The sequence below is a fragment of the Rhizobium sp. FKY42 genome (assembly GCF_005222835.1).
Taxonomy (GTDB): Bacteria; Pseudomonadota; Alphaproteobacteria; order Rhizobiales; family Rhizobiaceae; genus Neorhizobium.
On sequence record NZ_STGA01000065.1, the window covers coordinates 78,641 to 101,287 of the forward strand.

A 22,647-nucleotide genomic window follows, 5' to 3' on the forward strand; every position below is an offset into this window, starting at 1 on the left:
ATAAGATCAGCTGGTCTCGCCTCGTACTGACAGACGAGCCCTGACCATTGCCAGTTTTTTCAGCGTAACCTTAGGATGCAAAGCCGCATTCAAGCCGAGGAAAACTAGTCCGCCAGCAAGGCTGGCGAAGCCCAAACGGAAGAACACCGGCAGAAATTGAAGCTCCTGCGTTGCAAGGGCTGCAGCACCTGCTGTGCCCAGAGCCACAAGGACAGCATAGGCAATTGCGCGCCATGGAACCGAGATGGGCGTCAGGCGATGGCTGATGATGATAGAGACGATCATATTGGTGACGGCGCCACCGGCCAGCGCCAGTGCCGCACCGACTTCCGACATGCCGGGGATCAGCACGAAGCACAAAGCGATACCGACCATGGACCCGATCGTATTGTTGACGATCAGAAGCTGCGGCCGCTTGTGAGCATGCACCATCGCATTGAACACGAAGCTGGTAACATTGGCGATGATGACCGTCAGGGTGATGATCGCGAACAGGATGGTGTGATGTCCGCTATAATTCGGCGGCAGAATAAGGGTCACCAGATCGTCGCTCAATGCAATAAGCAGGGCAGCGGCTGGCAGGCTGAGGGAAATGATCAGCGCCATGACCTGTGTGAAGAAGGCGCTGGCCGCGTCCGGGCCACGCTCATCGAAGCGCCCTACTGCTTCTGGAAAGGAGCCCGTGTTGACGGCATTTGCAATGGTGTTGATCGGTTGGCGCGCCAGCGAAAAGATTGCGGCAAAGACGGCAACGGAAGCGGCACCATGAAACTCGTTCAGTACGACACGCTCGACACTATGCAATCCGAAGCTGACGAGAACGGCTGCAATGATCGGCACGCCAAGCGAGAAGAACTCCCTGCTGGTAAAGCGTGATGGGCCAGGAACGATTTTTCGCGCAGCGGTGACGCCTGCAACGAGGCCCGCAATCAAGGTTCCAAGATTGGATGCGATCGACACGGTCAGAAAGGAATTATGGTCCATGACCATTGTCATGAGCGGCAAGGCCAATTGCAGAAAGGCGCGCAGGAATTCAAGCAGCATATAGGCAGTATGGCGTTGCTGCAGTTGCAGAACGAGCAATGCAAAACGCGATATAGCACCGGCAATCAGGTAGACGCAGATCGCGATGAAGAATTCCAGCCAGCGCTCCGGCAACACAAAGAGCGAGGCGGGGGCCGCTAAGAGGAATGCCAGCACCGTTGTTCCAGTTAGAATTCGCCCGGCCTGCAAAAGGCTGCCGCGGCTGACTTCTCCCTTGCCGCCGAGACGCAAGAGCGCGATGCGCATCCATTCGGTCACAGCCAGATCAATCAGTTCGCCGACGGTAACCACCAGCGTCAGAATACCGTATTCATGCTGATCGACGATCCGCGTGGCAACAACCACAAACAGCAACGCGCCCAGGCGCGTGAAGAGTGTGGCGGGACCGTAAATGAGCGTCGAACGCAGAAGCATGCAGGGTTCCTTGCGGGGGATCGGGCGAACATCCCGCTATAATTTACGAAATCCTTAACGTCGAAACCTTAACAATGGCTCGGCATAATCATTCGAATTAGAATTGAGACACATAATGATCCAACGGCGCGACGCTGACAGATCGATGAAGATCATGATTGCGACTCCGGGTGGCCGGTTGGGCCAGGGTGGCATCGATCGTATTATGATGTCTCTTCACGATGAGTTAGCGCGACAGGCTGCTCACGACGGATTGAAGATCGAAGCTCGTTTCGTTCAAACCCGCGGCAACGGGCACATCGTTTTCTCGCCCTTTTACCTCATCGGGTTCTGCCTGCGCATGGTGTTTGCGCGGCTCTCGGGCCAGTTGGATCTAATACATATCAATCTCGCCAGCGAGGGCAGTACCTATCGCAAGCTGGTCATTGCGGCTTTCGCCCGGCTATTCTCCATCCCCTATGTTCTGCATCTCCATGGCGCGGAATATATGATCTTCTGGTCCGAGCGCGACAGTTTCATCAATCGTCAGATCAGGATGATGTTCGAAAAGGCCAGCCGGATCATTGTTCTGGGCCGGCCCTGGCGTGAATTTGTGCTTCGAAAGGTTCCAGAAGCCGCCGATCGCATCGCCATTGTCCCGAATGCAACAAAAGCACCGACCCAGCCTCACGTGGGTGGCGGGGAAAAGGTCCACCTTCTTTTTCTGGGTCGCATCGGAGAAAGAAAGGGTGTTCCCCAGCTTTGCGAGGCGCTGGGCGGTATGAAAGACCTCTCTGGCTGGAAAGCTACGCTGGCAGGTGATGGTGAAAATGAATGGTTGCATCAGCGTCTGAAGCAGCTGCAGCTTGAGGAGCGCGTAGTCGCCCCCGGATGGCAGGGTCCTGAAGATGTTGCGCGCCTTCTCTCTGAGGCTGATATCCTTGTACTTCCGTCCTTTGCCGAGAACCTGCCGGTCTCGGTGATTGAGGGAATGGCAGAAGGCCTTGCGATTGTTGCAACGCCGGTCGGTGCGGTTGAAGACATCATCACACATGAGCAGAATGGTCTGCTCGTTCCTCCTGGAGATGTTGCGGCGCTGCAGACTGCCCTTGAGAGATTACTGCGTGATCCTGAATTGCGCTTGCGTCTGGGAGAGGCTGCCCAAGAAACCCATCGACGGCAGCTTGATCTGCCGCATTATGCCCGAAACATTTGTTCTGTCTGGGCTGATGCCGCCCGACGCAACCAACGGCATTAAGGATTGACGATGAAGGCACTGGATATTCTGCGCGGGCTCTATGTCCGTAGCCCCCGCTTCGTACAGAATGCAGTAAGGCCTTTTGTTTCACTGGTTCCAACCAAGATGAAATTCGGTCGCAATTATGCCGAATGGCGCCAAAGGATTGCCCGGGCCGCAAGCGATCCAAACTATTGCGCCCAACAGCACCTTGTCGCTCTGCGTGAGCTTCTCGCCAAGGCACATGCGGGCAGTCCTTTCTACAGTGCCGAGATTGAGCGTGCCTTCGGAACGTCTTTCAATCCATCAAGCATCATGCCTGCCGATCTGGAAAAGCTTCCGGTTCTAACCAAGGCTCGTCTGAGATCGGCGGGAGATGATGTTCTGGCCGTACCCCGTCGGCAGGTGGATAGTGCCGAGACCAGCGGCTCCAATAGCGAACCCAGTTTTTCGTTCTATCTCGATAAGGATCGCAGTCCCCGTGAGATGGCCTTCGTTTATGATGGGTGGTCGCGGATTGGATTTGATGAAAACACACCACGCGCCAGCTTTCGAGGCTTCTCGCTGGACGGTCTAAACCGGATTATGGATTGGGATCCGGCTCTTAAGGAACTCAAGTTTGCCGTTTTCCCTTTGAGTGCGCAGGATGCTGCACTTTATCTCGATGAGATCGACAGACGAGAGATCCGATATTTCTACGGCTATCCTTCCGCCATCGAACTGTTTTGCCGTCGTCTCAACCAGATTGGCCGCAGACCGAAATTACCGATCCAAGGGATTTTACCGATATCAGAACCTCTCCATGATCATCAGCGCAGCTTGATCCGTTCAGTGCTGGGTCCGGTCAAAATCGCTCCCTTCTACGGCTTGAGCGAAAAGGTTGCCTTCGCCGTAGAGATTGAGGAAGAGGGCGGTATCTATGAATTCAATCCTCTGTATGGACTGACGGAACTGCTGGACGATGACGATCGGCCTGTTACGGAGCCCGGTCGGGAAGGGCGGATCGTTGCAACCGGCTTTCTCTCCACCGGTATGCCCTTCATTCGGTATGATACCCGCGATTTTGCCCGGTTGGTTCAACTTCCCACGTCGGAGAACGGTTATAGGTTGCGCATCGGGGGCATTGCGCCGCGCCGCAAGCCGGGCTTTCTGATTACCCTCGATGGAAACCGGATTGTCGCGACTGACTTCTCGCCGGAAGATACAGAATTCTTCAAAGGTATCAGAGAATATCAGTTTTATCAGGGCAAACCGGGTATTGTCGTGATGCGCTACATTCTGGATGAAAAAGGCTCTGAAGCGGATGTGCGGCGCATGATTGACTATTTCGTCGCGAAAGCGCGTCACACACTTTCATTCGAGTCCGAGCAAGTCACTCAAATTGCAAGCGGTCGAGGCGGCAAACGCGCTTTTATTGATCAGCGCCTCGATCTCGACCTCTATTGAGGAACTGAGAGACCAAGAGCCTGTAGCATCGGCTTGTCCGGGACAGCCGGTCCCTTTGGTTCTATGACGGACATCCCGTGCGGATTGGAATATTCCCAGACCGACCAGGGGATCCCATGGCCTTCCGCGATCTGGCGAAGGGTCTGCAGATAGGCAAGCCGGTCGGCATCATAGGCACCTGATCGGCCGTCCGCAGACATCCGCATGACGCCGAACTCACCCATGAAAAGTCGCTGTGGCGGGATATTGTGTCGCTTTGCCCAGTCCACGGCTTCACCGATACGAGCCTTCAAGGTTGCCGCGTTCGAACCCTCTTTGAAGTACTCGTTTATCTCAGATTTCAGGCGGGCAATATTGGCTGCCTGCTGGAGGCTGTTCAAGCCCTCAGCCAGCATATGAACGCGCAATCCTTCGATAACGGTTTCGGGCGATCCCGTATTAGTCGGCCAGGGGAAGCCGGAAAAGAAGCCGTTTGTCCAATCGGCCTTCTGGTGTGTGAAGCTGTGCGGCTCATACATGTGAAAGCTGTAATGGATATTCTCGTCGTCGAAATGCGGATTAAGATTGGTCAGCCCGGTAATACTGCCGCCGCAGGCGCCCGTCACAATGATTGCCAGCCTGCGGTCGATCTCACGGATATCCGCGACTGTGGAGGCCATGATGCGCTGCCAATCGTCTGTTCCGCTGGCATCGCAAGGGTAGTACGCAGGTTCATTATAGGGTTCGAAAGCAACCTTGTCGGTTCCATGTCTGACCAGCATGGCGGCAACGGCTTTTACCATGGAACGGTAGCGGGCAACGCCTTCGCTATCTGCACCATCATAGAGAATATCCATGTCATAGGCGGGAACCTGGCTGACGCCGTGAAGGTTGAAGACCACCTTGAGACCAACCTTCGTCAGGCGATCTACCGCACGGCTGAGAACGTCCAGAGCCTGCTGGCGACGTTGGCCTTCACTGTCGAGCAAAGGGCCGGGATCGACGGTTAATCGCACAAAGTCAAAGCCTAGCAGGTGTATTGCTTTAAACGGATCGCCCTTTGGCCAGTCGCTGAGCGGGCGCTCGCTGGACTGCCACTCCTCGATGCTACGATAGGGTGGCCAACGATAGGTTTTGTCTTTCGTGAGAGGAGACCAGTTTAACCACTCATGGAGGCCCACACCGCGTTTGAGCGCTATGGGCTCGGCGAGGGAAGGGGATGAGAGCATTGGCAAGGCTAGAAGGACCAAGGGAAGAAGAAGCCGGCGCATCATTTATCTTCCTATCCTTTCAAACATGAGACAGAGGCTTTTCTGACATGCCGTGCAATGTCATTCAGATTTCATTATAGGCTGCGTGGAGGAATAGTGTGAGTTTGGCGGAAATTTAGTAAATATTTAAAAATTAACCGCCTTTACCGATGTTATCTCACGGATATTACATGAAATCCGAATTTCTCGTATATTCGATGCGCCTGAAATGATTGCTGTTGGTACAGCTCTTGCGGATAGGAGGCAGTTTTCGACAGCGCCCCGTCCCCACTTAAGAGGCTCATGAGCAGGCAGGTCAAGGAGAGGATATGCTTTCTGATTTCGTAACGATGGTTGCTGTCCGAATAGCCAGAGTTGATCTTATAACGCCTGGGATCATTCTCGTTACGGCGCTTATTTGTGCCTTGATTGCCTATTGGAAAGTGGTTGGACACAAGTCCTTACGCGGCTTTTTCGATTTCGCCTTCCCGCATGAGGTCATGACTCATCCTTCGGCCCGGGCTGATGCTCTGTTCTGGATTAGCAAGAAGCTGGCCATGCCGTTTCTTGCGATCCCTGCAGGCATTACCTTTGTCACTGTGATGGGCTATGCGACCAATCAGGTTGTAGGCGGACTGTTCGGGATCGAAGCGCCTTTAATTGATGGACCGGCAGGTCCCGTTACCATCCTGCTGTTTACCGTCACGATGCTGCTTGCCTATGATATTTCCTATTACAGCTATCACTATGTGCAGCACAAAGTGCCGTTCATGTGGGAACTGCATAAGGTTCACCACTCGGCGGAAGTGATGGTGGGCATTACCAAGGATCGTGTCCATCCGCTTGATGATCTGATCAATCGTGCCTGGGATGGCGGGATCGCGGGCTTCTTCTTCGGCTTGTGGACACTGATTGCGCTGAACCCCGTCGAAGTGACGATCTTCGGGATAAATGTCTATCTGATCCGTAACATTCTGATGATGGATTTTGTGCGTCATACCCATTTCAAGATCTCTTTTGGGCCGTTGAACAACATTATCCTCTGTCCCCATTGGCATCAGCTGCATCACAGCGTCGATCCGCGTCACTACGACAAGAATTTTGGTCTGCTCTTCTCCTTCTGGGATCGACTGTTCGGCACGCTCTTCGTGCCCAAGCCGGACGAGGACTTCAAGTTTGGGCTGATGGATCGCGACGTACGCGACTACCAGTCGCTACAGGGACTATGGATTCTTCCACTCAGAAAAATGGGCAGACAATTGGTGAAATTGTCTCGCCGGACTATAGGTCGGTTCTCGAGGAAAGCGGATGCAGCACCTGCTGAGCCGCAGTAAGGCAGACAGGGAATGGAAATCGCAGGCTCACCCACGGACGGTGCCTCGACGCGCGTCGAAATTATTACGACCTCAGAGCGTCTGCAAGTGGTTGCCTCGGCCTGGCGAACACTATGGCAGGAGCAGAGGGCATCTGTCTTTCAAAGCCATGAATGGATTTCCGCCTGGTGGGATAATTTTAATGATCAGCGTCATCATCGATTGAGGATTGGGCTGTTGTGGAGGGGAGAACTGCTGATCGCAGTCCTGCCCTTGGCAATCTGTCATCGAAAGGGTTTCCGCTTTCTGGAATGGGCTGCGATCGTCCATAGTGACTATGGCGATCTCCTGAAAGCCGCTGACTGTTCCCTGTCGGAACTGCGCGAGCTCTGGAATGAAATCGTAGCACGTGGGGGCTTTGACATCCTTGCCATAACCCGCGTCATACCAAACAGCAATGCGGCGCGTCTGCTTGATCATGTGGCATTAAGTGAAAGGCATGTGACGCGAGGCGAAAGGCCGGAAGTCAGCTACCGCGTCGGAAACGGCGATGGTGATGGTACCGCCTGGTACAATCGTCTTTCAAAGAAGATGCGTAAAACCTATCGGCATGGCTATAACGTGCTGGAGCGGTCCGGTCATCTGCAGTTCCGGCGCTTGGCGGATGATGAGCCGCTGCAACCCATTCTTGCGCGTCTTGCCGATCTCAAACAAAAGTCCCTGCAAGGCCGCGGGCTTTCCTCTGACCTTTTTACCGCCGACATGCGTTTGTTGACAGCTTTCGTCGATGTCATCCGAAGGTTCAGTAAGTTGCATGTCTTTCTACTCGAGCTAGATGGCTCCATTGCTGCGATTTCGGTAAATTTCGAAGAAAACGGCACTATGATGTGCTGGATCACCACCTTTGATGCGGCGATTACCCAGACATCGCCAGGGCTGCTTCTGATGATCGATTATATCAAATGGTCGTTCGATCAGGGTTTGGTCTGCGTGGACTTTCTGAGTGGTGGCGAGGCATTCAAGAACCGCTTTGCCACACACTCTGTGGTGCTTGAATCCCTGACTGGTCCTCGAAACCTCAAAGGTGGCTTGGGCCTGAGGGCGTATACGTTGCGTGGAAAATTCGTGGCTCTCAGATCCGCGCGCCTTGCCAAGGCACAGCCTGACGAGGAGTAGCCACATCAGGCGCACCAGTTTTACCCCAGCCTGCTGTGTCATCACCCCCTATCTGCGGTGATTCGCGAATGGCTATAGGGGGCGGATTTGAACAGGGTGCTTGTCGTTGGAGCCGGGTTTGCCGGAGCCGTCTATGCCAGGGAGCTGGCCGAAGCCGGATATGAGGTGGAGGTCATCGACAAGCGCTCCCACATCGCGGGCAATTGTTATGATTACGTCCATGCCAGCGGTGTGCGCATCCATCATTACGGACCACATCTGTTTCACACCTCCAACATGCGCGTCGTGGAATGGCTGAACCAGTTTACCGAATGGGTTCCTTATGACCATTGCGTCGTTGCCCGTCTTCCGGATGGGCGGCTGGTGCCTGCTCCTGTCAATCTCGATACCGTCAATGCCGTCTTTGGTACGCAATTGGAAACGCCGCAAGAGGTTGCGGATTTCCTGTCGACCCGTGTCATTGCGCGTGATCCCATCACCAGCGCCGAAGATCATCTCTATTCGAAGATCGGGCAGGATCTGACTGATCTCTTCTTTCGCCCCTATACGCAGAAGATGTGGGAGCTCGATCTCAGCGAAGTGGATGCGTCGGTCGTGCAGCGGTTGCAGATCCGAACAGACCGGGAAAACCGTTACTTTCCGTCAGATACGTTCCAGGCCATGCCAAAGGACGGATACACGAAGATCTTCGAACGCATCTTTGATCACCCGAGGATTTCTGTGCGTCTGAATACTGCCTTCGAGGTGGGTATGCTGGAGACCTATGATGCCTGCTTCAACAGCATGCCGATCGATGAATTCTTCGGCTACGAGTTCGGAGAACTTCCCTATCGCTCGATCCGCTTTCATCTGAGCGAAGTACCGAAGGCGGATGCGCCTGAACATGTGGTGATCAATTACACCGATACGTCTCCTTTTACGCGCGAGACCTGGTGGCATCGTATCCCTGCGCACCTCGTGTCGGATACGGGTACTGTGCTGCGGACCGTCGAAGAGCCTTGCAATTACAAGGACAATAATCTGGAGCGCTACTATCCGGTGAAGACAAGCGATGGACGCTTTGAGGCGACCTACAAGCTTTACCAGGAAAAGGCGGCTGCAAACGATCGGTTGGTGTTTATTGGCCGATGCGGCACCTACCAGTATCTCGATATGCATCAGGTCATCAACCAGTCGCTGACCCATGTGGCGAAATGGATTGAAGCACATTGTTGAATGGTGGAATGAAAAAGGGCCACCCCCGATTGCCGGGGGTGGCCCTTTTCTTAAACCATTGTCTGAACTCACGCGGCGAGTTCGAGACCGAAGAAGTCTGAGGTTGTCAGGCTCTTCTGGCCGGTCAGCACCACCTGGAATTCGATCGTGTTTGCATCACCATCGGCATCGCCGAACAGGCGGGTGTTTCCGTTGACGAAATCGAAGGCAATCGCGTTCACCTGTGCTGTGGACGTCTGGCCAAGGAACCGGAATTCCTGATTGCCGGTGACCTTCAGGTTTGCGTCGATGAGGCGCAGGTCGATCTTGTCCGTGCCGACAACGAAGTCGGTGATTGTATCAGAGGCCAGGGTCGTCGACTCGTTGACATTGCCATACATGAAGACATCGGCGCCGCCATTGCCCGTCAGTGTGTCAGCGCCGCCATTGCCACGCAGAACGTTGCCGACATCGTTGCCGATCAGGGTATCGTTGCCTGCGCCACCGAAGGCGTTTTCGATCTGAACGCCTGCCGCGATAACAAAACTGCCGCCCGCGATGGTCGAAGTCTGGCCCGCATTGAGGTTGATGGTCACCGCCGAGCTGACGGCGGCGGCATCGATGAGATCCGTTCCAGTGTCGTCGGTGACGGTCTTTGATCCGGTGAAGGAGTCAGCCAGGACGTAATGGTTGTCGGCGGTGACTTCCGATCCCCAGGCGCGAACGGTCAATTCCTTGAACTCAGCCACTGTACCGGTGTTCTTGTCGATCAACTGCAGCGTCCAGGTGCCTGCGCTCTGTTCACCGAAAAAGGCTGTCGCGCCGATCTGGAAAGTGCCGGGCCAAACGGCGGAAGCGGCATCCTTGCCCACCATCGGCTCATCAAAGAGAGTGATTGTGGTGCCGCTCGGCGATGTGATGACAGCCTTCAAATCGTTTGACGTTGCTGTGCTCAGATTGAGATCGAACTCCATCCGCTCGATGATGACGTTCTTTGTCAGATTTGCGGTTACCGTCGTACCTGTACCACTGATCGTTGCCGCCGCAGAGCCGCTTTTCGCCTCGGAACTGACCCAGTTGGCGGCGGTCTTTGCCGTATCCGTCCAGGATGCTGCGAGACGAACGGCGGCGCTGACGTCGATCAGGCCGAAGCCGACATCACGAGAAAACTGCAAACCGCCGAAATTCAGAAGATTGCCCTTCGTGGTGACATAGTTGTTGGTTGTGCCGACTGCGCGGGCCGTCAGTGCCAGAATATTCATGACGTCGCGGAAGCCGAGCAGCGGGTTTGCCTGCAACATGAGTGCTGCCGTTGCGCCAACCATCGGGCCTGAATAAGACGTGCCGGTGTTCTGGAAGGAATAATCTCCATTGGCGACATCGGTCTTGTTATAACCCAATGTTGCCCCGGTTATGTCGGCCGACGTTATACCGAAGCCGCTATTGACCGACTGATCCTTGCCGTCCAGGTTCTCACCGCCGAAGGAGGAGACGAGAACGGAGGCGCCCGGCGTGGAATAGCTGGCCTTGTTGCCGAACTCGTTCATGGCACCGGCGGTGATGATGTATTTATTGTTGGTCGTACCGGTCATGGCTGCATCAGCCTTGGCGGGACCTTCGTTACCCGCTGAGACTTCGACAACGGTGCCCAGACCGCCGCGGCCCTGCTGGCCTGCCTTTTCAATCGCAGCCAGATAGGCTCGGTCTGCCTGGTTGGTTGATTGTGCCCAGAAGTTTTCCGAGAAGGCGGGATCAAGGCCGTAGGAATTGACGGACACATCAACCTTTGCCACATCGGTCATATAGTTGTAGATGGCCGGCACATCCACGTTGCTTCCCTTGCTGACTGCAAGGCTGGAGACGAGCGATGCGTTGGGAGCCATGCCCACCATGCCTTTACCATCCAAGGCCATGGCCACGATGGAGCCAACAACGGTTCCGTGCTCGTTTGCACCGGCATCAGGTGCATAGCCGCCAGAGCCCGCTGTGTAGGCACTGGCTCCGGTCACCTTCGTCGCCGAGTTGAAGGTCAGATCCTTCAACAGGATATTCTGAAACTCAGAATGGTTGATGTCGATGCCATCGTCATTGACGGCAACGCGAATGCCCTTGCCTGTATATCCGCTGGCCCAGGCGCCCGCGATATTGACGTCGAGGCCTGCAGAGGTACCGCGATCACCATTGTTCTTCAGATACCATTGCGACTTGAACAGCGGATCGGAAATGCTGTTGACGTCGACGCCCACAAGGGCTTCCTGCGTGAAGGACTGACCCAGTAATGTCGGGACAGGCGCCGCCGGTGCGGGCAGAGAAGCGACTGTGGTATCTGTGGCCGCCTTGGTTGGTACAGTACTGGCCTGATCCGTGATGTTGACTAGAAAGTTACGGCCAATCACGGCCGCCGCCGTACCCTTGTAGGATTCGATCTCGGTTGTGGTATCCAATGCCGTTGTGAACAGGTTAGCAGCTTGGATCTTATTATTGACGATCGTCAAATCTGTATTGCGAGCACCATCCAGAATAGCGATTGCAATATTTTTGATGTTAAATGTTCCGTTTGCCAGGCCGTCGACAAAGAATTTCAGACCGTCTGCTTCAGCATCACGATTGAAGAGCGATTTATAGATCGAATTGACGATCTGACTGTTTGTCTGACCTGCAAAACGTTGCTGATATTCTGCAGTAGAAGCAAGATCGCCAATAGCGGTGAGATCAGCGCCGTTCTTGGTTACGCCGTTGAAGTAGGAAAGACCTGTCGGATCAGCCGGACGGCCGAACAACGCGACGTAAATACCTTGGATAGTAGCCATGAAAACCCCCAAAATGTCCCTGATTGAAACACGTATTGAGGGAGGATTGCTTCGTCAACGATAAAAACATCAATAGTGATTGATGGAAAACAAGTTTTATATTGTTGTGAGAACTATAAAAACATGACTAGTGATCGTCTATAGTCTTGCTGGTATCTACCGTGCGGAATCCACCCTGACGCTGCGGGCTTGGACGCTTACGGTTAAGATAAATGCCGGTTCTATCCTCCGCATTCAGCACAGACGCGTTCGTCACGAAAAGACGAACGGCCAGTTGATTGACGGAAAGTCCCTCGGCCTTCGCCTCGCTCAATGTTGCCGGCCAGTCTATGCCTATACCCGGAGCGTGAGTTGCGGGGTAGATGCGTTTGCGCTGAAGCTTCAACCCCGTGCGATATTCCATGCGGCGAACAGTGGTAGGGCTCACGCCATGCTTCTTGCAGAAGTCACCGAGCGCCAACCCCTGCTCAATCGCAACGGTCAGTTCGGCAGGCCAGTCCAAGGGTTTTTCGGAAGCAGAAGCGTCTGCACTGTCCACATCAGCCTCTCAGTAAGTGAGACTCAAGTAGGGCAAGCCGCTTTTCCAGTTCCTTCAACGAAGCTTTTGATGCCTCGCCCTCAACCTTCACGGCTTCGGCCTCCGCGCCGAACAGCAGGTTATAAACAACCGTATCGTTATAGCGCAGCATAGTCTTGGTGAACTCGCGCGGGTTGATGCCCAGCGCGTTGGCATAGGCCTCATAGCGCTCTGCCGGAACCCGGCCGCGGCCTGCCTCGATCTGGGAGATAAAGGTATAGTATTCGATACCCACCTTGGCAGAGAGGTCGCGTTGGCTAAGACCAGCGGCCTCACGGCGCTCCTTCAGCCACTGCCCGGCTTCACGGCGTAAAGCGGCCGCTTCATCTCGACTAGGTAGTTGTTGAACCAGAGAGGTCATGCCCTGCTGCCCTTGAAAGCCCGTAATGCACCGGAAATGTAATAGTGCTTGCTGTGTACAGTGAAAGATACATAACTGTAAAGCGGATATGCATCAAAAATTCGTATTTTTGGCGAGTTTGTGGCACATTTGCCCGCTAGGATATCCTAGAAATGGGATTGAAGGCACTGTTTCGCCCGAAAAAGCTGAATATTTCGAGATTGGCTCGCGGAAACGGCGAAAATCACAAATTTTTTGTACAGCGATTTATTGACGAATAAAGCACTTCGCTATACCACTTGCAGCCGACCATCAAATCGGTCGTTCCAAATCTCGAGAGGAATTTCTACAATGGCAACTATTCAGGGCGTATATGTCGCGCTGTTCGGCCGTCCGGCTGACCCGACAGGTCTTGCCTTCTTCAACTCCGTTACCAACAACGGTGCGAACCTGAGCGCGATCGGCAACCTCGCCTCTACGGCTGAGTACACTGCTCGCTTCACGGGCATGAACAACATCCAGATCATCAACTCGATCTACCAGTCCTTGTTTGGTCGCGATGCTGACGCAACGGGCCTGACGTTCTTCGCGAACCAGCTTGCTTCCGGTCGCCAGACGATCAACACGATCGCGATCAACATTCTGGATGGTGCAACGGGTTCTGACCTGACGACCGTCAACAACAAGATTGCCGCTGCCAACCTCTACACGGCTTCGCTCGACACCGGTTCTGAGATCGTTGCCTACTCCGGTACCGCTGCTGCAGATGCTGGCCGCGCCTTCATCGCTGGCGTAACGACCACTGTTCCAACGCAGGCTGCGGTTGATCTTGCTGTTGCAAACATGGTGGCTAACAAGGCTGCAGACGCAACGTTCACGCTGACGACTGGCACGGACAACTTTGGCGGCACCAACGGCGCTGACGTTTTCGTTGCTACGCAGACCACTCTGCAGGCAGCTGACACGCTGAACGGTAGTGCAGGCATCGACAAGCTGAACTACACGGATACGTCTTCTGCTGACAGCACAATCGCTGTCGCGACCGTTTCGGCTATCGAGCAGATCAACGTTTCCGCAAAGGGCGGCGTTGCTGCTGTGACGGGCGTAAGCGAAAAGGCAACGGTAACGTTTGACGCATTGACTGCGACACAGGGTTACACTGTTGCGGGTAGGACGCTGACTGCAGTAAACAGCTTGACAGCTGCAGAAGTAGCTCAGTTCTTCGCAACCGGTTCTATCACTGGTAAAACACTAAATACGGACTATACGGTCACGGGTACGTTGACCGGTTATTCGGCTTCGAGCACTGGTCTTCCCGCTGGTCAGGTCCTGTTTACCAGCAACGTTTCTGGCAACGTGACCGACCTGACGGTAACAGCAGTTGCAACCACCGAAAAGGCGACTGTTACATTTGCCGGTCTGAATGCTACGCAGAGCTTTACAGTTGCAGGCGTCACTCTCACCGCAGCCGCTGGTAACACTCTTACGGCGGGTGAAGTTGCTGAGTTCTTCGCAACTGGCTCTATCACTGGTAAAACTGCCGGTACTGAATTCACGACGAGCGGCACCATTACGGGCTACACCGCTGCTGCAGGTAATACGAACCAGGTTGTTTACACCTCCGCGACTGCTGGTACCAACGTAACGAACCTGACGGTTACCGGAACAGGTACAGGTACATCCGTTACTGTTGCTGAAGGTGGTCTGTCGCCTGTTTCTGCCGTCTCGATCGTTCAGGGCGTCGCCGCAACTTCCGCAACGACCGCAAACGTCACACTCGATGGCTCCAAGTTCACGGGCGCAACTGAATTCGCATCCGTTGACTCGACCAACAATGTCACCGTCAGCAACGTATCCGCGACACAGGCTGTCAGCCTGAAGAACGGCTCTGCAAACACCGGCATCACGTTTGCTGCTGCTACCGACGTTACGGCTGCAACCGTCAATCTTGAAGGTGTAAGCGGTGCTGGTCGCTTCGTTACGCAGACTGCAAGCGGTGTTACCACTGCAACGATCAACTCGAATGGTTCTTCCGCAAACGGCAGCTCGACGAATGCTGTTGCGATCAACCTGAGCGGCAATGCTTCGGTCACCAAGGTCAATGTCAATGCTGCAGCAAACCTGACTGCAACGCTGACGGACGGTCACTTTGCAGCGGCTGGTGCAGACCTCGTTGTTGCTGGTGCAGCAGCTTCGGTAAACCTCGGCACGGGCGGCATCTTCAAGACGATCGACGCATCGGGTCTGACGGCTGGTGGCATCACCATCACGACTGACTCCGTAACGTCTTCCGTCAAGGGTGGTGCAGGCGCTGATGTCGTGACGCTTGATGGCTTGACATCTACTGCTACGATTGATCTGGGCGCTGGAAACGATGCTCTGCGCGGCACGACGGTTCCGGGCGCTGGTGTAACCATCAACGGCGGTGCAGGCACTGATTCCGTTGCATCGACGCTGATCAATGCTGGTAACGGTGCAAAGTTCGTAGGCTTTGAAGTTCTCGAACTGGGTGCCAGCACGCTGGACACCGCGCTTCTGACCGGCTCTACGCTTCAGAAGTTGGCTCTCGTCGGTGCAAATGCCGGTAACGGCACGTTCACTAACGTTGCTGCGGGAGTTGGTCTTGAAGTTTCCAGCACCTCGGTTGCTGGTGGCACTTCGATCGGCGTGAAGGATGCTGCTACCAACACAACAGATAGCTTTGCTATCACGTTTGCTGGTGCTGCAGTCACGACTGTTCCTACCTCTGCTAACGTAGTAGCTGGAACACTTACTCTTAACGGCATTGAGACTGTGTCAATTGCTTCTGCAGGTGGTGCAAACACCTGGAACAGCGTAACGCTGACGGACGACAAGCTTCAGGTTGTCAACATCACTGGCGCCCAGAACCTTGATCTTGCCTTCACTGGTACCAACGGTACGAACACTGCCGCTAACGCAGGTGGCGCTGTGAAGACCATTGATGGTTCTGCCGCAACAGGCAAGCTGACGATCGACACCACTAACGTAACTGCGGACGACAAGGCTGGCGTTGGCTTGACAGTTAAGACTGGTTCAGGCGCAGACTCTATCACTTTGGCTCAGAAGGCCACTGTTGATGCAGGCGCAGGCAATGACACCATTGTACTCAGCGCTGCTGGCGGTACTGTCACGACCGGTGCAGGAAGCGACACGATCAACGTCAAGGATGTTGTTGGCTCGACCAATATGGCAACCATCACTGACTTCGTAGTGGGCACAGACAAGCTGGTCCTTCTGAACAAGGGTGCGGAAGCATTCACCTCCACCAAGGTGGACGTTTCTGCGGCATCCAACCTGACAGCTGCTCTTAATCTGGCGGCAGCCGGCAATGGTGGAACCGACGCCCAGATCAAGTGGTTCAACTACGGTGGTGACACCTACGTTGTTCAGGACAATAGCAACAGCACCTCGTTCCAGAACGCTGATATCGTTGTGAAGCTGACCGGTACGCTCGATCTCTCGAGCTTGACGGTTGCTGGCTTCGATTTCGCATAATCGATCCTGTTTCTGCCTTTAATGAACCCCGCAGGTTTTTCCTGCGGGGTTTATTTTATTATGTAGTACGTTATAATATTTCATGCGATGACTTGCCAGCATTGACACACCGATAGCGTGTCTGCTTTACGTCTTCTAAGTACACAGTTCTTCCCATGGTATCATTTTTCGCTTCAAAGTTAGTGGTCAGTTGTGGCTTAAGGACTGTGCTTCGGTTCCGAAATAGGAGCATTAAGGGAATGTCTGATGAAATGCCGCAAGAGGCGAATACGCGTCTGTTGCGCAAGCAAGCGGGCAAGTGGTTGCGTCAGTGCCGCGAGGCGCAGGGCCTCAGCCAGCGGGAACTGGCCGAGAAAGTGGGGATCGAATATTACTCCTTTATTTCGCAGATCGAGGCTGGAACCGGTCGTCTGCCGATCGAGCGCTATGAAGCCTATGCCGAGGCCGTGAAGGTTCCAGCGCGCGAATTTACGCTCAAAATGCTGTCTTACAACGAACCTACAATTTACCGCTTGCTGCAGATCGATGACATCGCAACCGATGACAGGGGCGACGTGAGTGCGGCGGAATTGGAGCGTCGGCTCGTCCGGCTTGAGCAGGTCCTTCTTCGCCGTAATGGGTAAAGGGAGGAGGTAGTCAGGTCCCGGAAATGCCGGAACCCGACTACTTGTTTACACCGCCTTCACTTCTGCGCCCACCTCCGCCTTCCGGGCTTTGCGTCTGGTGCGCCAGTCGCCAAGGAAGAGCAGGATGGGTGCTGCGATAAAGACCGAGGAGGAGGCAGCCACGAAGATACCGAAGACCATCGGGATCGCGAAGCTTTCCACCGCACTACCACCCCAGATCGCCATGGGGATCATGGCCAGAAACGCAGTGGCCGATGTGTAGAGGCTTCGGGCCAGGGTCTCGTTGATCGAGAGGTTGATCAGGTCGCGGAACGGCATTGATTTGTAGAGCCGCATATTCTCGCGCATGCGGTCATAGACCACCACCTTGTCGTTGACCGAATAGCCGACCAGCGTCAGCAACGCGGCAATGGCGGTCAGGTTGAAATCCAGGCCCGTCAGCGAGAAAAAGCCGACCGTCTTCGTCACGTCCAGCACAAGCGTTGCAATGGCGCCGACCGCAAAGGGCCATTCGAACCGCACCCAGATGTAGACCAGCATCGCAAGGCTGGCGAGGATGACCGAGAGGATGCCAGCCGTTGCCAACTCGTCGCTAACCTTCGGGCCGACGACTTCCGTGCGTTCGATCGAAGCGCTCGGGTCGATAGTGCGGATCTCGCTGCGCACCTTTTCCACGGCCTCGGTCTGCTTCGTTTCTGGGCCTGCCTGTCGCTCGAGGCGGATCAGCAGCCGGTCATTGCTGCCGAATTCCTGGAGCGCCACTTCGCCGAGACCCAGATTGCCAAGTCCGCTGCGGAATGCGGCGAGGTCGGCCGGGCCAGACGTCTTCACCTCCACCTGGATGCCGCCCTTGAAGTCGACGCCGAAGTTCAGCCCGTGCGTGAAGAGCAGCACGATGGAGCCGATCGACAGGAAGGCCGAAATGCCGAGACCGGCAAGCCGCGCCTTCATGAAGTCGATCGTCGTGCCGTCCTTGATCAGCCGGATCGGCAGCAGCGGCTTGATATCGATCGTTTTGAGACGGCGGCGCGTGGCAATGGCCACCATGGCAACGCGCACGACCGAGACCGCGGTAAACATGGAGATGGCGATACCAAGCCCCATGGTCACCGCAAAGCCGCGCACCGGACCGGAACCGAACCAGAAGAGCAGGGCAGTGGCAATGAGCGCCGTGACATTGCTGTCGATGATCGTGGCATAGGCCTTGTTGAAGCCGAGATCGATGGCTGCAAAAGCGCTTCGGCCTTTTCGGCTCTCTTCGCGAATACGTTCGTTGATCAATACATTGGCATCCACGGCAAGGCCGATGCCGAGAACTATACCGGCAATGCCAGGCAGGGTGAGTGTTGCACCCAAGAGCGTCAAACCGGCAAAGGTGAGGATGACGTTGAGCGCCAGCGCCAGAACCGCCAGCAGTCCCCAACTGCCATAAAGCGCCAGAATGAACAGCATGACGAGCGCAAAGCCGCCGAGACCGGCAACAATGCCCATCTCGATGGCATCGCTTCCGAGATCGGCCCCAACGGTGCGTTCTTCGATGACGTCCAGCTTCGCAGGCAAGGCGCCGGCGCGCAAAAGGGCCGCCAGCGTATTGGCGTCCTGGACATTGAAGGAACCGGAGATCTGGCCTGAACCGCCGGTGATTGGTTCACGGATGACCGGTGCGGAGAGTACCTTGCCGTCGAGAACGATCGCGAAAGGCAGCCCGACATTCTGGCGGGTGACTTCGGCAAAGCGTGTTGCACCTGCCTGATCGAACCGGAAGGAGACCACTGGCTCGCTGGTATTCGGATCAAAACCCACGCGGGCATCGGTCAGGCGGTCGCCGGAAATCAGCACTCGGTTCTGGACGGGGTAGGGGCGGTCTTCCGCATCCTTCATCATCGTGATGCCGGGCTCGCCTTCGCGGCCCAGGAGATGGAAGCTCATCTTTGCCGTAGAGCCAAGCAGCGCCCGCACATTGGAAGGGTCCTGCTCGCCTGGCAGCTGGACGAGAACACGGTCGCCGCCAACCCGCTGAATGGTCGGTTCGGCAACACCCACCTGATCCACGCGCTGGCGGATGATTTCCAGGCTCTGGGTAACGGCCTGTGTCATGCGATGGGTAAGACCGGCCTCGGATGGCAGGACGCGCAAGGTGTCCGCTCCTGTTGCCTCGATCGTCAGATCGCTTGCTGTCAATGCCGCAGCCTGGATCTGATTGGTGATGCCGTTCAGCTCGCTGATCGCCTGCTGCACCTTGGCAGGATCCGTGAGACGGACTTCAATGGCGCTTTGTGTCCGCCGAAGAGAGGCAATGGTGATCTGGCTCTTTTCAAGGGTGGACCGCACATCCTGCTGAAGGTTTTGCAGCCATTCCGTGACCAGTGAAGCCCGATCCACTTCAAGGACCAGATGGGAGCCGCCGCGCAGATCAAGCCCCAGCGACACACGCTGATGAGGGAGGGCAGATGGTAGCTGTGCGAGCATCCTGTCGCTCAGCACGTTGGGCAATGCGACCAGCATGCCCGTGATGATGACGACCGCATAGATCGCCACCTTCCATAAGGAGTTCTTCATTGTTTTATCCTGAAACATCGGACCGCGCGCTGCAGGTTGTGCGGCGTCGGTCAGTCATCTGTCTTGACGGGCATAGCCCGTCGCAAAGATCAGATCGTCAGGAAAGGCGGCGCGCGGGCGAGAAAGCCGGTTTCAACTCTGCCCGGAAGCAGAGGAGGAGCGGCATCGGCGAACAGGATAAAACTGCCGACCGGATGCAGGGCCGAGATTGCCGTCGGCAGGAAGGGATCGGATTGTGTGCCGCGCCAGTTCTTCTGTCCACGCTTGTCAATCGGCTGGGCAAAACGTTGATCGTCGTGCCGATCGACCAGCAGAAGGGAGACTGGCCGCTGCCTGAAGGCTTCGGGCTCTTCCGCCTGCCTTCCATGGAAGATACCCGGTGTCCCGGCCAGTGCGAAGCCAACAAGCAGAAGTGCCAGCTGGCATAGATATGCCACCAGTCTTTCAGGTCTGCCTCGTCGGTTGCCGTCGCAAGTCAAGATCGTCTTAAGTCCCAGTTTATGCCTGTGCCGTCACTGCTGAGCATATTTCATATCCTGAAACAATCCTTCAGACGATTATGCGACAGATAGGCGGGATAGCCGATGATGAAAGGCCGAGCTTGAGCAATTGCCGCGCAGCTTCTACATCGTCCTGATGTTTATTCTCACTTCCCCGTCACGTTTCGAGCAGGATATCAAGAAAAGCCGGTTTCTGGCACTGGCCGCTCCGGTAGCAGATGAGGCGGACGCAAAGTCATTCATTGCGGCTCATTCTGTTCGTGACGCCAATCACAATTGCTGGGCCTGGCGGATTGGACAGAGCTATCGATTCAATGATGACGGTGAACCGAGTGGGACAGCCGGCAAGCCAATTCTTCAGGCGATAGATGGTCAGCAACTGACGGACATCGTGGTTCTGGTCACCCGTTGGTTCGGCGGAATTCTTCTGGGAAGTGGAGGGTTGGTGCGGGCTTACGGAGGGACTGCTGCACTGTGCCTGAATGGTGCAACGAAGGAGCGGATGATTCCTTCGGTCACTGTTATCGTTGGCCTCACTTTTTCTGATCACGCTTTCATCAAGGCAAGGCTCCACAGTCTTGGATCGGTTGCCATCATTCAGGAAACCTTCACCGGCGATGGCGCCTCGTTGTATCTGCAGATTCCAAAAGAGAATGCCGACGCAATCGTTGCAGCGATCCGGAACCTGACCAGCGGACGAGCATCCCTGAAGCAACAATGACATTCAGTGCGAGGAAAAATCCTCCATCACTGTTGCTTCATCTATTGTTCAAACAAAAGCTGATGTTTATGAAAATCAAATAGAAAATATGTATGTCCATCTTTACGCAAACTTAGCAAATCTCGCAGCGAAACGCGAAGTATTTTAACTTTTTCTCATATAGCTATAAATTTGAATTGAAACGATTTTTCCGATTATCAACGGGAGCGTGTAATAACCGCTCTTCTTTCTGGTCCATTAATCCAATGTTAAAAGCTTGGCCCTACGTTTAAGTGGAAAGACGAGCCATGTTAACCGCCCGCTCCTACAGGGCTTCAGGTGGTAGCCGGTAGATGATTGACCGGTTTGGATTTCGTTATTCAGGCTAGGGGTCAGAAACCGCGGGGTTTCTGGATGCATGATGCCATTCCGATGCGACGGCTCGCTCGAGCCATGTTCCTTGCAGTGTTGTGTAGTGCCGACGGGCGGTTGAACTGCTTTTTGTAGTATCCAGCGTAAATCCGGGCATCCAGCAGCATTTAAACCATCGAATCTGGAGAGAAATCCGTGGCAATTGATTCCTTTATGTCCAAACTATCCGTCAGCCAGGTAAAGCTGCTGTCGACGGCATCGGTAGCTGGCCTCAGCAGCACGGCCATCAACGCCCTGGCCAGCGATAGGATTGCGGCTCTGTCTTCCGGGCAGCTCGCTGTCGTAACCACCGATGCTATCGCAGGCCTGGATACCGCCAAGATTGCGGCATTCTCCAGCAGCGCGCTCGCCGGTTTGACTGCAGCTCAGCTCGGCGCCATCACCAATGGCATCACCAACTTCGAAGAGTCCCAGCTGAAGGCTTTGAAGACCGACATCATCGCCGGCCTCGCTGAAGCCGATATCACGGCTCTTGCCACGGCTGACAAGCTCGATGCATTGACGACGACGCAGATCGCCGTTCTGACGGGTGACAAGTTCTCGACCGATGCCATCATCGACCTGACTACGGCTCAGGCTTCCAAGCTGACGGCAACGCAGGTAACGGCCCTGACGTCTGACGCGGCTGCTGCCCTGACCAGCGACCAGCTGGATGTTCTGACCACGGCTGCCATCGCAGCTCTGGAAACGGCTGACGTTGCCGCTCTGTTCAACGGTGCAGGCTCCGCCAAGCTGGCCGCTCTCGATGCCAAGCAGATTGCCGCTCTGGGTTCGGACATCACCGAACTTGATAGCGTTGGCGGTGGTGCTCTGTCTGCTGTCCATGTCGGCGGCCTGACAACGGCGCAGCTCGGTGCTCTGACCAGCGACGAAATGGCTGGCTGGACTGCAACGCAGATCAACGCAATCGGCTCCAAGCAGATCACGTCTCTGGCCATTGGCGAGCTGACTTCCACACAGCAGAACCTGCTCACCTCGACACAGGTTTCCGGCTTGACCTCCACGCAGATCGGCGCAGTGACCTCTGATGCCTTTGGCGCATGGAGCACCGATAACCTGGCTGCGATTTCCAGCACGGCTATCGCAGGTCTGACGACCGATCAGGCAGCAACGCTTGCCTCTGCTGACGTCAATGCCCTGAACCTCAAGGCCCTGACGGCATTGTCGACGGCGAACGTGGCCGCTCTGACGACCGATGCAATCGCAGGCCTCGGCTCGGCCCAGATCAAGGCTCTGACGACGGCCCAGATCGTTGCCCTGACGACCGACCAGGTTGCTGCTCTTGGCACTGACCAGATCGCTGCTCTGTCCTCTGCTCAGGTTACAGCACTCGAAAGCGGTGATATCGCCCTCTTCTCGACAGCAGAAGTTGCAGCTATCTCGACTGCCGCAATCGGCGCCATCAGCTCCGACGACTACCTGACCCTCACGAACGACCAGCTCGATGCGATCTCTTCGGATCAGGTTGCCGCTCTGAAGGACAACGTCAACTGGGTCATCGCTGCCTACAACGACACGACTGTATCCTGATAAATACCTGGCACGGCTCGAACCG

The 22,647-nt window shown here is 55.3% G+C and carries 16 protein-coding genes; 9 read left to right on the top strand and 7 right to left on the bottom strand.

Annotation, left to right across the window (positions count from 1 at the left end):
- Positions 1-6 precede the first annotated feature (6 nt).
- Complete coding sequence (locus E8M78_RS21175; RefSeq protein ID WP_137136935.1) at positions 7-1,458, bottom strand: lipopolysaccharide biosynthesis protein; 1,452 nt, start codon at positions 1,456-1,458, stop codon at positions 7-9.
- Between the two features lie 115 nt (positions 1,459-1,573).
- Here E8M78_RS21175 and E8M78_RS21180 point away from each other — a divergent pair, with 115 nt between their 5' ends.
- Both E8M78_RS21180 and E8M78_RS21185 read left to right on the top strand, forming a co-directional pair.
- A complete protein-coding gene (locus tag E8M78_RS21180; RefSeq protein ID WP_137136936.1) occupies positions 1,574-2,695 on the top strand; it encodes a glycosyltransferase family 4 protein in 1,122 nt (373 codons plus the stop codon).
- 9 nt (positions 2,696-2,704) lie between these two features.
- Positions 2,705-4,120: a hypothetical protein gene (locus E8M78_RS21185; RefSeq protein WP_137136937.1), complete on the top strand. Its 1,416-nt coding sequence runs from the start codon at positions 2,705-2,707 to the stop codon at positions 4,118-4,120.
- On the opposite strand, the gene E8M78_RS21190 is transcribed toward E8M78_RS21185, so the two are convergent.
- The gene (locus E8M78_RS21190; RefSeq protein ID WP_137136938.1) at positions 4,114-5,370 is read right to left on the bottom strand and encodes a cellulase family glycosylhydrolase; all 1,257 of its coding nucleotides are present in this window, start codon (positions 5,368-5,370) and stop codon (positions 4,114-4,116) included. The genes E8M78_RS21185 and E8M78_RS21190 overlap by 7 nt on opposite strands.
- A gap of 308 nt (positions 5,371-5,678) precedes the next feature.
- On the opposite strand from E8M78_RS21190, the gene E8M78_RS21195 reads away from it, so the two are divergent.
- From E8M78_RS21195 to E8M78_RS21205, 3 genes are all read left to right on the top strand, one after another.
- Entirely contained in the window at positions 5,679-6,683 is a 1,005-nt protein-coding gene (locus tag E8M78_RS21195; protein WP_137136939.1) for a sterol desaturase family protein, read from the top strand.
- Positions 6,684-6,695: 12 nt separating this feature from the next.
- On the top strand, positions 6,696-7,838 hold the full coding sequence (locus E8M78_RS21200; RefSeq protein WP_137136940.1) for a GNAT family N-acetyltransferase: 1,143 nt from the start codon (positions 6,696-6,698) through the stop codon (positions 7,836-7,838).
- Between the two features lie 96 nt (positions 7,839-7,934).
- Positions 7,935-9,053: a UDP-galactopyranose mutase gene (locus tag E8M78_RS21205; RefSeq protein WP_246658424.1), complete on the top strand. Its 1,119-nt coding sequence runs from the start codon at positions 7,935-7,937 to the stop codon at positions 9,051-9,053.
- Positions 9,054-9,121: 68 nt separating this feature from the next.
- Here E8M78_RS21205 and E8M78_RS21210 read toward each other — a convergent pair whose 3' ends face one another.
- The 3 genes from E8M78_RS21210 to E8M78_RS21220 all read right to left on the bottom strand — a co-directional run bounded on the left by E8M78_RS21210 (position 9,122) and on the right by E8M78_RS21220 (position 12,780).
- Positions 9,122-11,842 carry a M10 family metallopeptidase C-terminal domain-containing protein gene (locus E8M78_RS21210; protein ID WP_137136942.1) on the bottom strand — a complete coding sequence of 907 codons (2,721 nt, stop codon included), beginning with the start codon at positions 11,840-11,842 and terminating at the stop codon, positions 9,122-9,124.
- Positions 11,843-11,969: 127 nt separating this feature from the next.
- Positions 11,970-12,380: a hypothetical protein gene (locus tag E8M78_RS21215; RefSeq protein WP_137136943.1), complete on the bottom strand. Its 411-nt coding sequence runs from the start codon at positions 12,378-12,380 to the stop codon at positions 11,970-11,972.
- A gap of 1 nt (position 12,381) precedes the next feature.
- Positions 12,382-12,780 (bottom strand): helix-turn-helix transcriptional regulator, encoded by a 399-nt coding sequence (locus E8M78_RS21220; RefSeq protein ID WP_137136944.1) that lies wholly within the window; start codon positions 12,778-12,780, stop codon positions 12,382-12,384.
- A 330-nt stretch (positions 12,781-13,110) separates the two neighbouring features.
- Between E8M78_RS21220 and E8M78_RS21225 the strand changes: the two genes are divergently transcribed.
- Together E8M78_RS21225 and E8M78_RS21230 are read left to right on the top strand one after the other, a co-directional pair.
- Positions 13,111-16,275: a DUF4214 domain-containing protein gene (locus E8M78_RS21225; RefSeq protein ID WP_137136945.1), complete on the top strand. Its 3,165-nt coding sequence runs from the start codon at positions 13,111-13,113 to the stop codon at positions 16,273-16,275.
- 239 nt (positions 16,276-16,514) lie between these two features.
- Positions 16,515-16,898, top strand: a complete 384-nt coding sequence (locus E8M78_RS21230) for a helix-turn-helix transcriptional regulator (protein ID WP_137136946.1) — start codon at positions 16,515-16,517, stop codon at positions 16,896-16,898.
- Positions 16,899-16,946: 48 nt separating this feature from the next.
- Here the strand turns inward: E8M78_RS21230 and secD are convergent, their stop codons facing one another.
- Positions 16,947-19,460, bottom strand: coding sequence for a protein translocase subunit SecD (gene secD, locus E8M78_RS21235; protein ID WP_137136947.1), 2,514 nt, complete (start codon positions 19,458-19,460; stop codon positions 16,947-16,949).
- Between the two features lie 89 nt (positions 19,461-19,549).
- Positions 19,550-19,897: a hypothetical protein gene (locus E8M78_RS21240; protein ID WP_137136948.1), complete on the bottom strand. Its 348-nt coding sequence runs from the start codon at positions 19,895-19,897 to the stop codon at positions 19,550-19,552.
- A gap of 199 nt (positions 19,898-20,096) precedes the next feature.
- Here E8M78_RS21240 and E8M78_RS21245 point away from each other — a divergent pair, with 199 nt between their 5' ends.
- Positions 20,097-20,681 carry a YigZ family protein gene (locus E8M78_RS21245; RefSeq protein WP_137136949.1) on the top strand — a complete coding sequence of 195 codons (585 nt, stop codon included), beginning with the start codon at positions 20,097-20,099 and terminating at the stop codon, positions 20,679-20,681.
- A gap of 546 nt (positions 20,682-21,227) precedes the next feature.
- The gene (locus E8M78_RS21250) at positions 21,228-22,622 is read left to right on the top strand and encodes a hypothetical protein (protein WP_137136950.1); all 1,395 of its coding nucleotides are present in this window, start codon (positions 21,228-21,230) and stop codon (positions 22,620-22,622) included.
- Positions 22,623-22,647 lie beyond the last annotated feature (25 nt).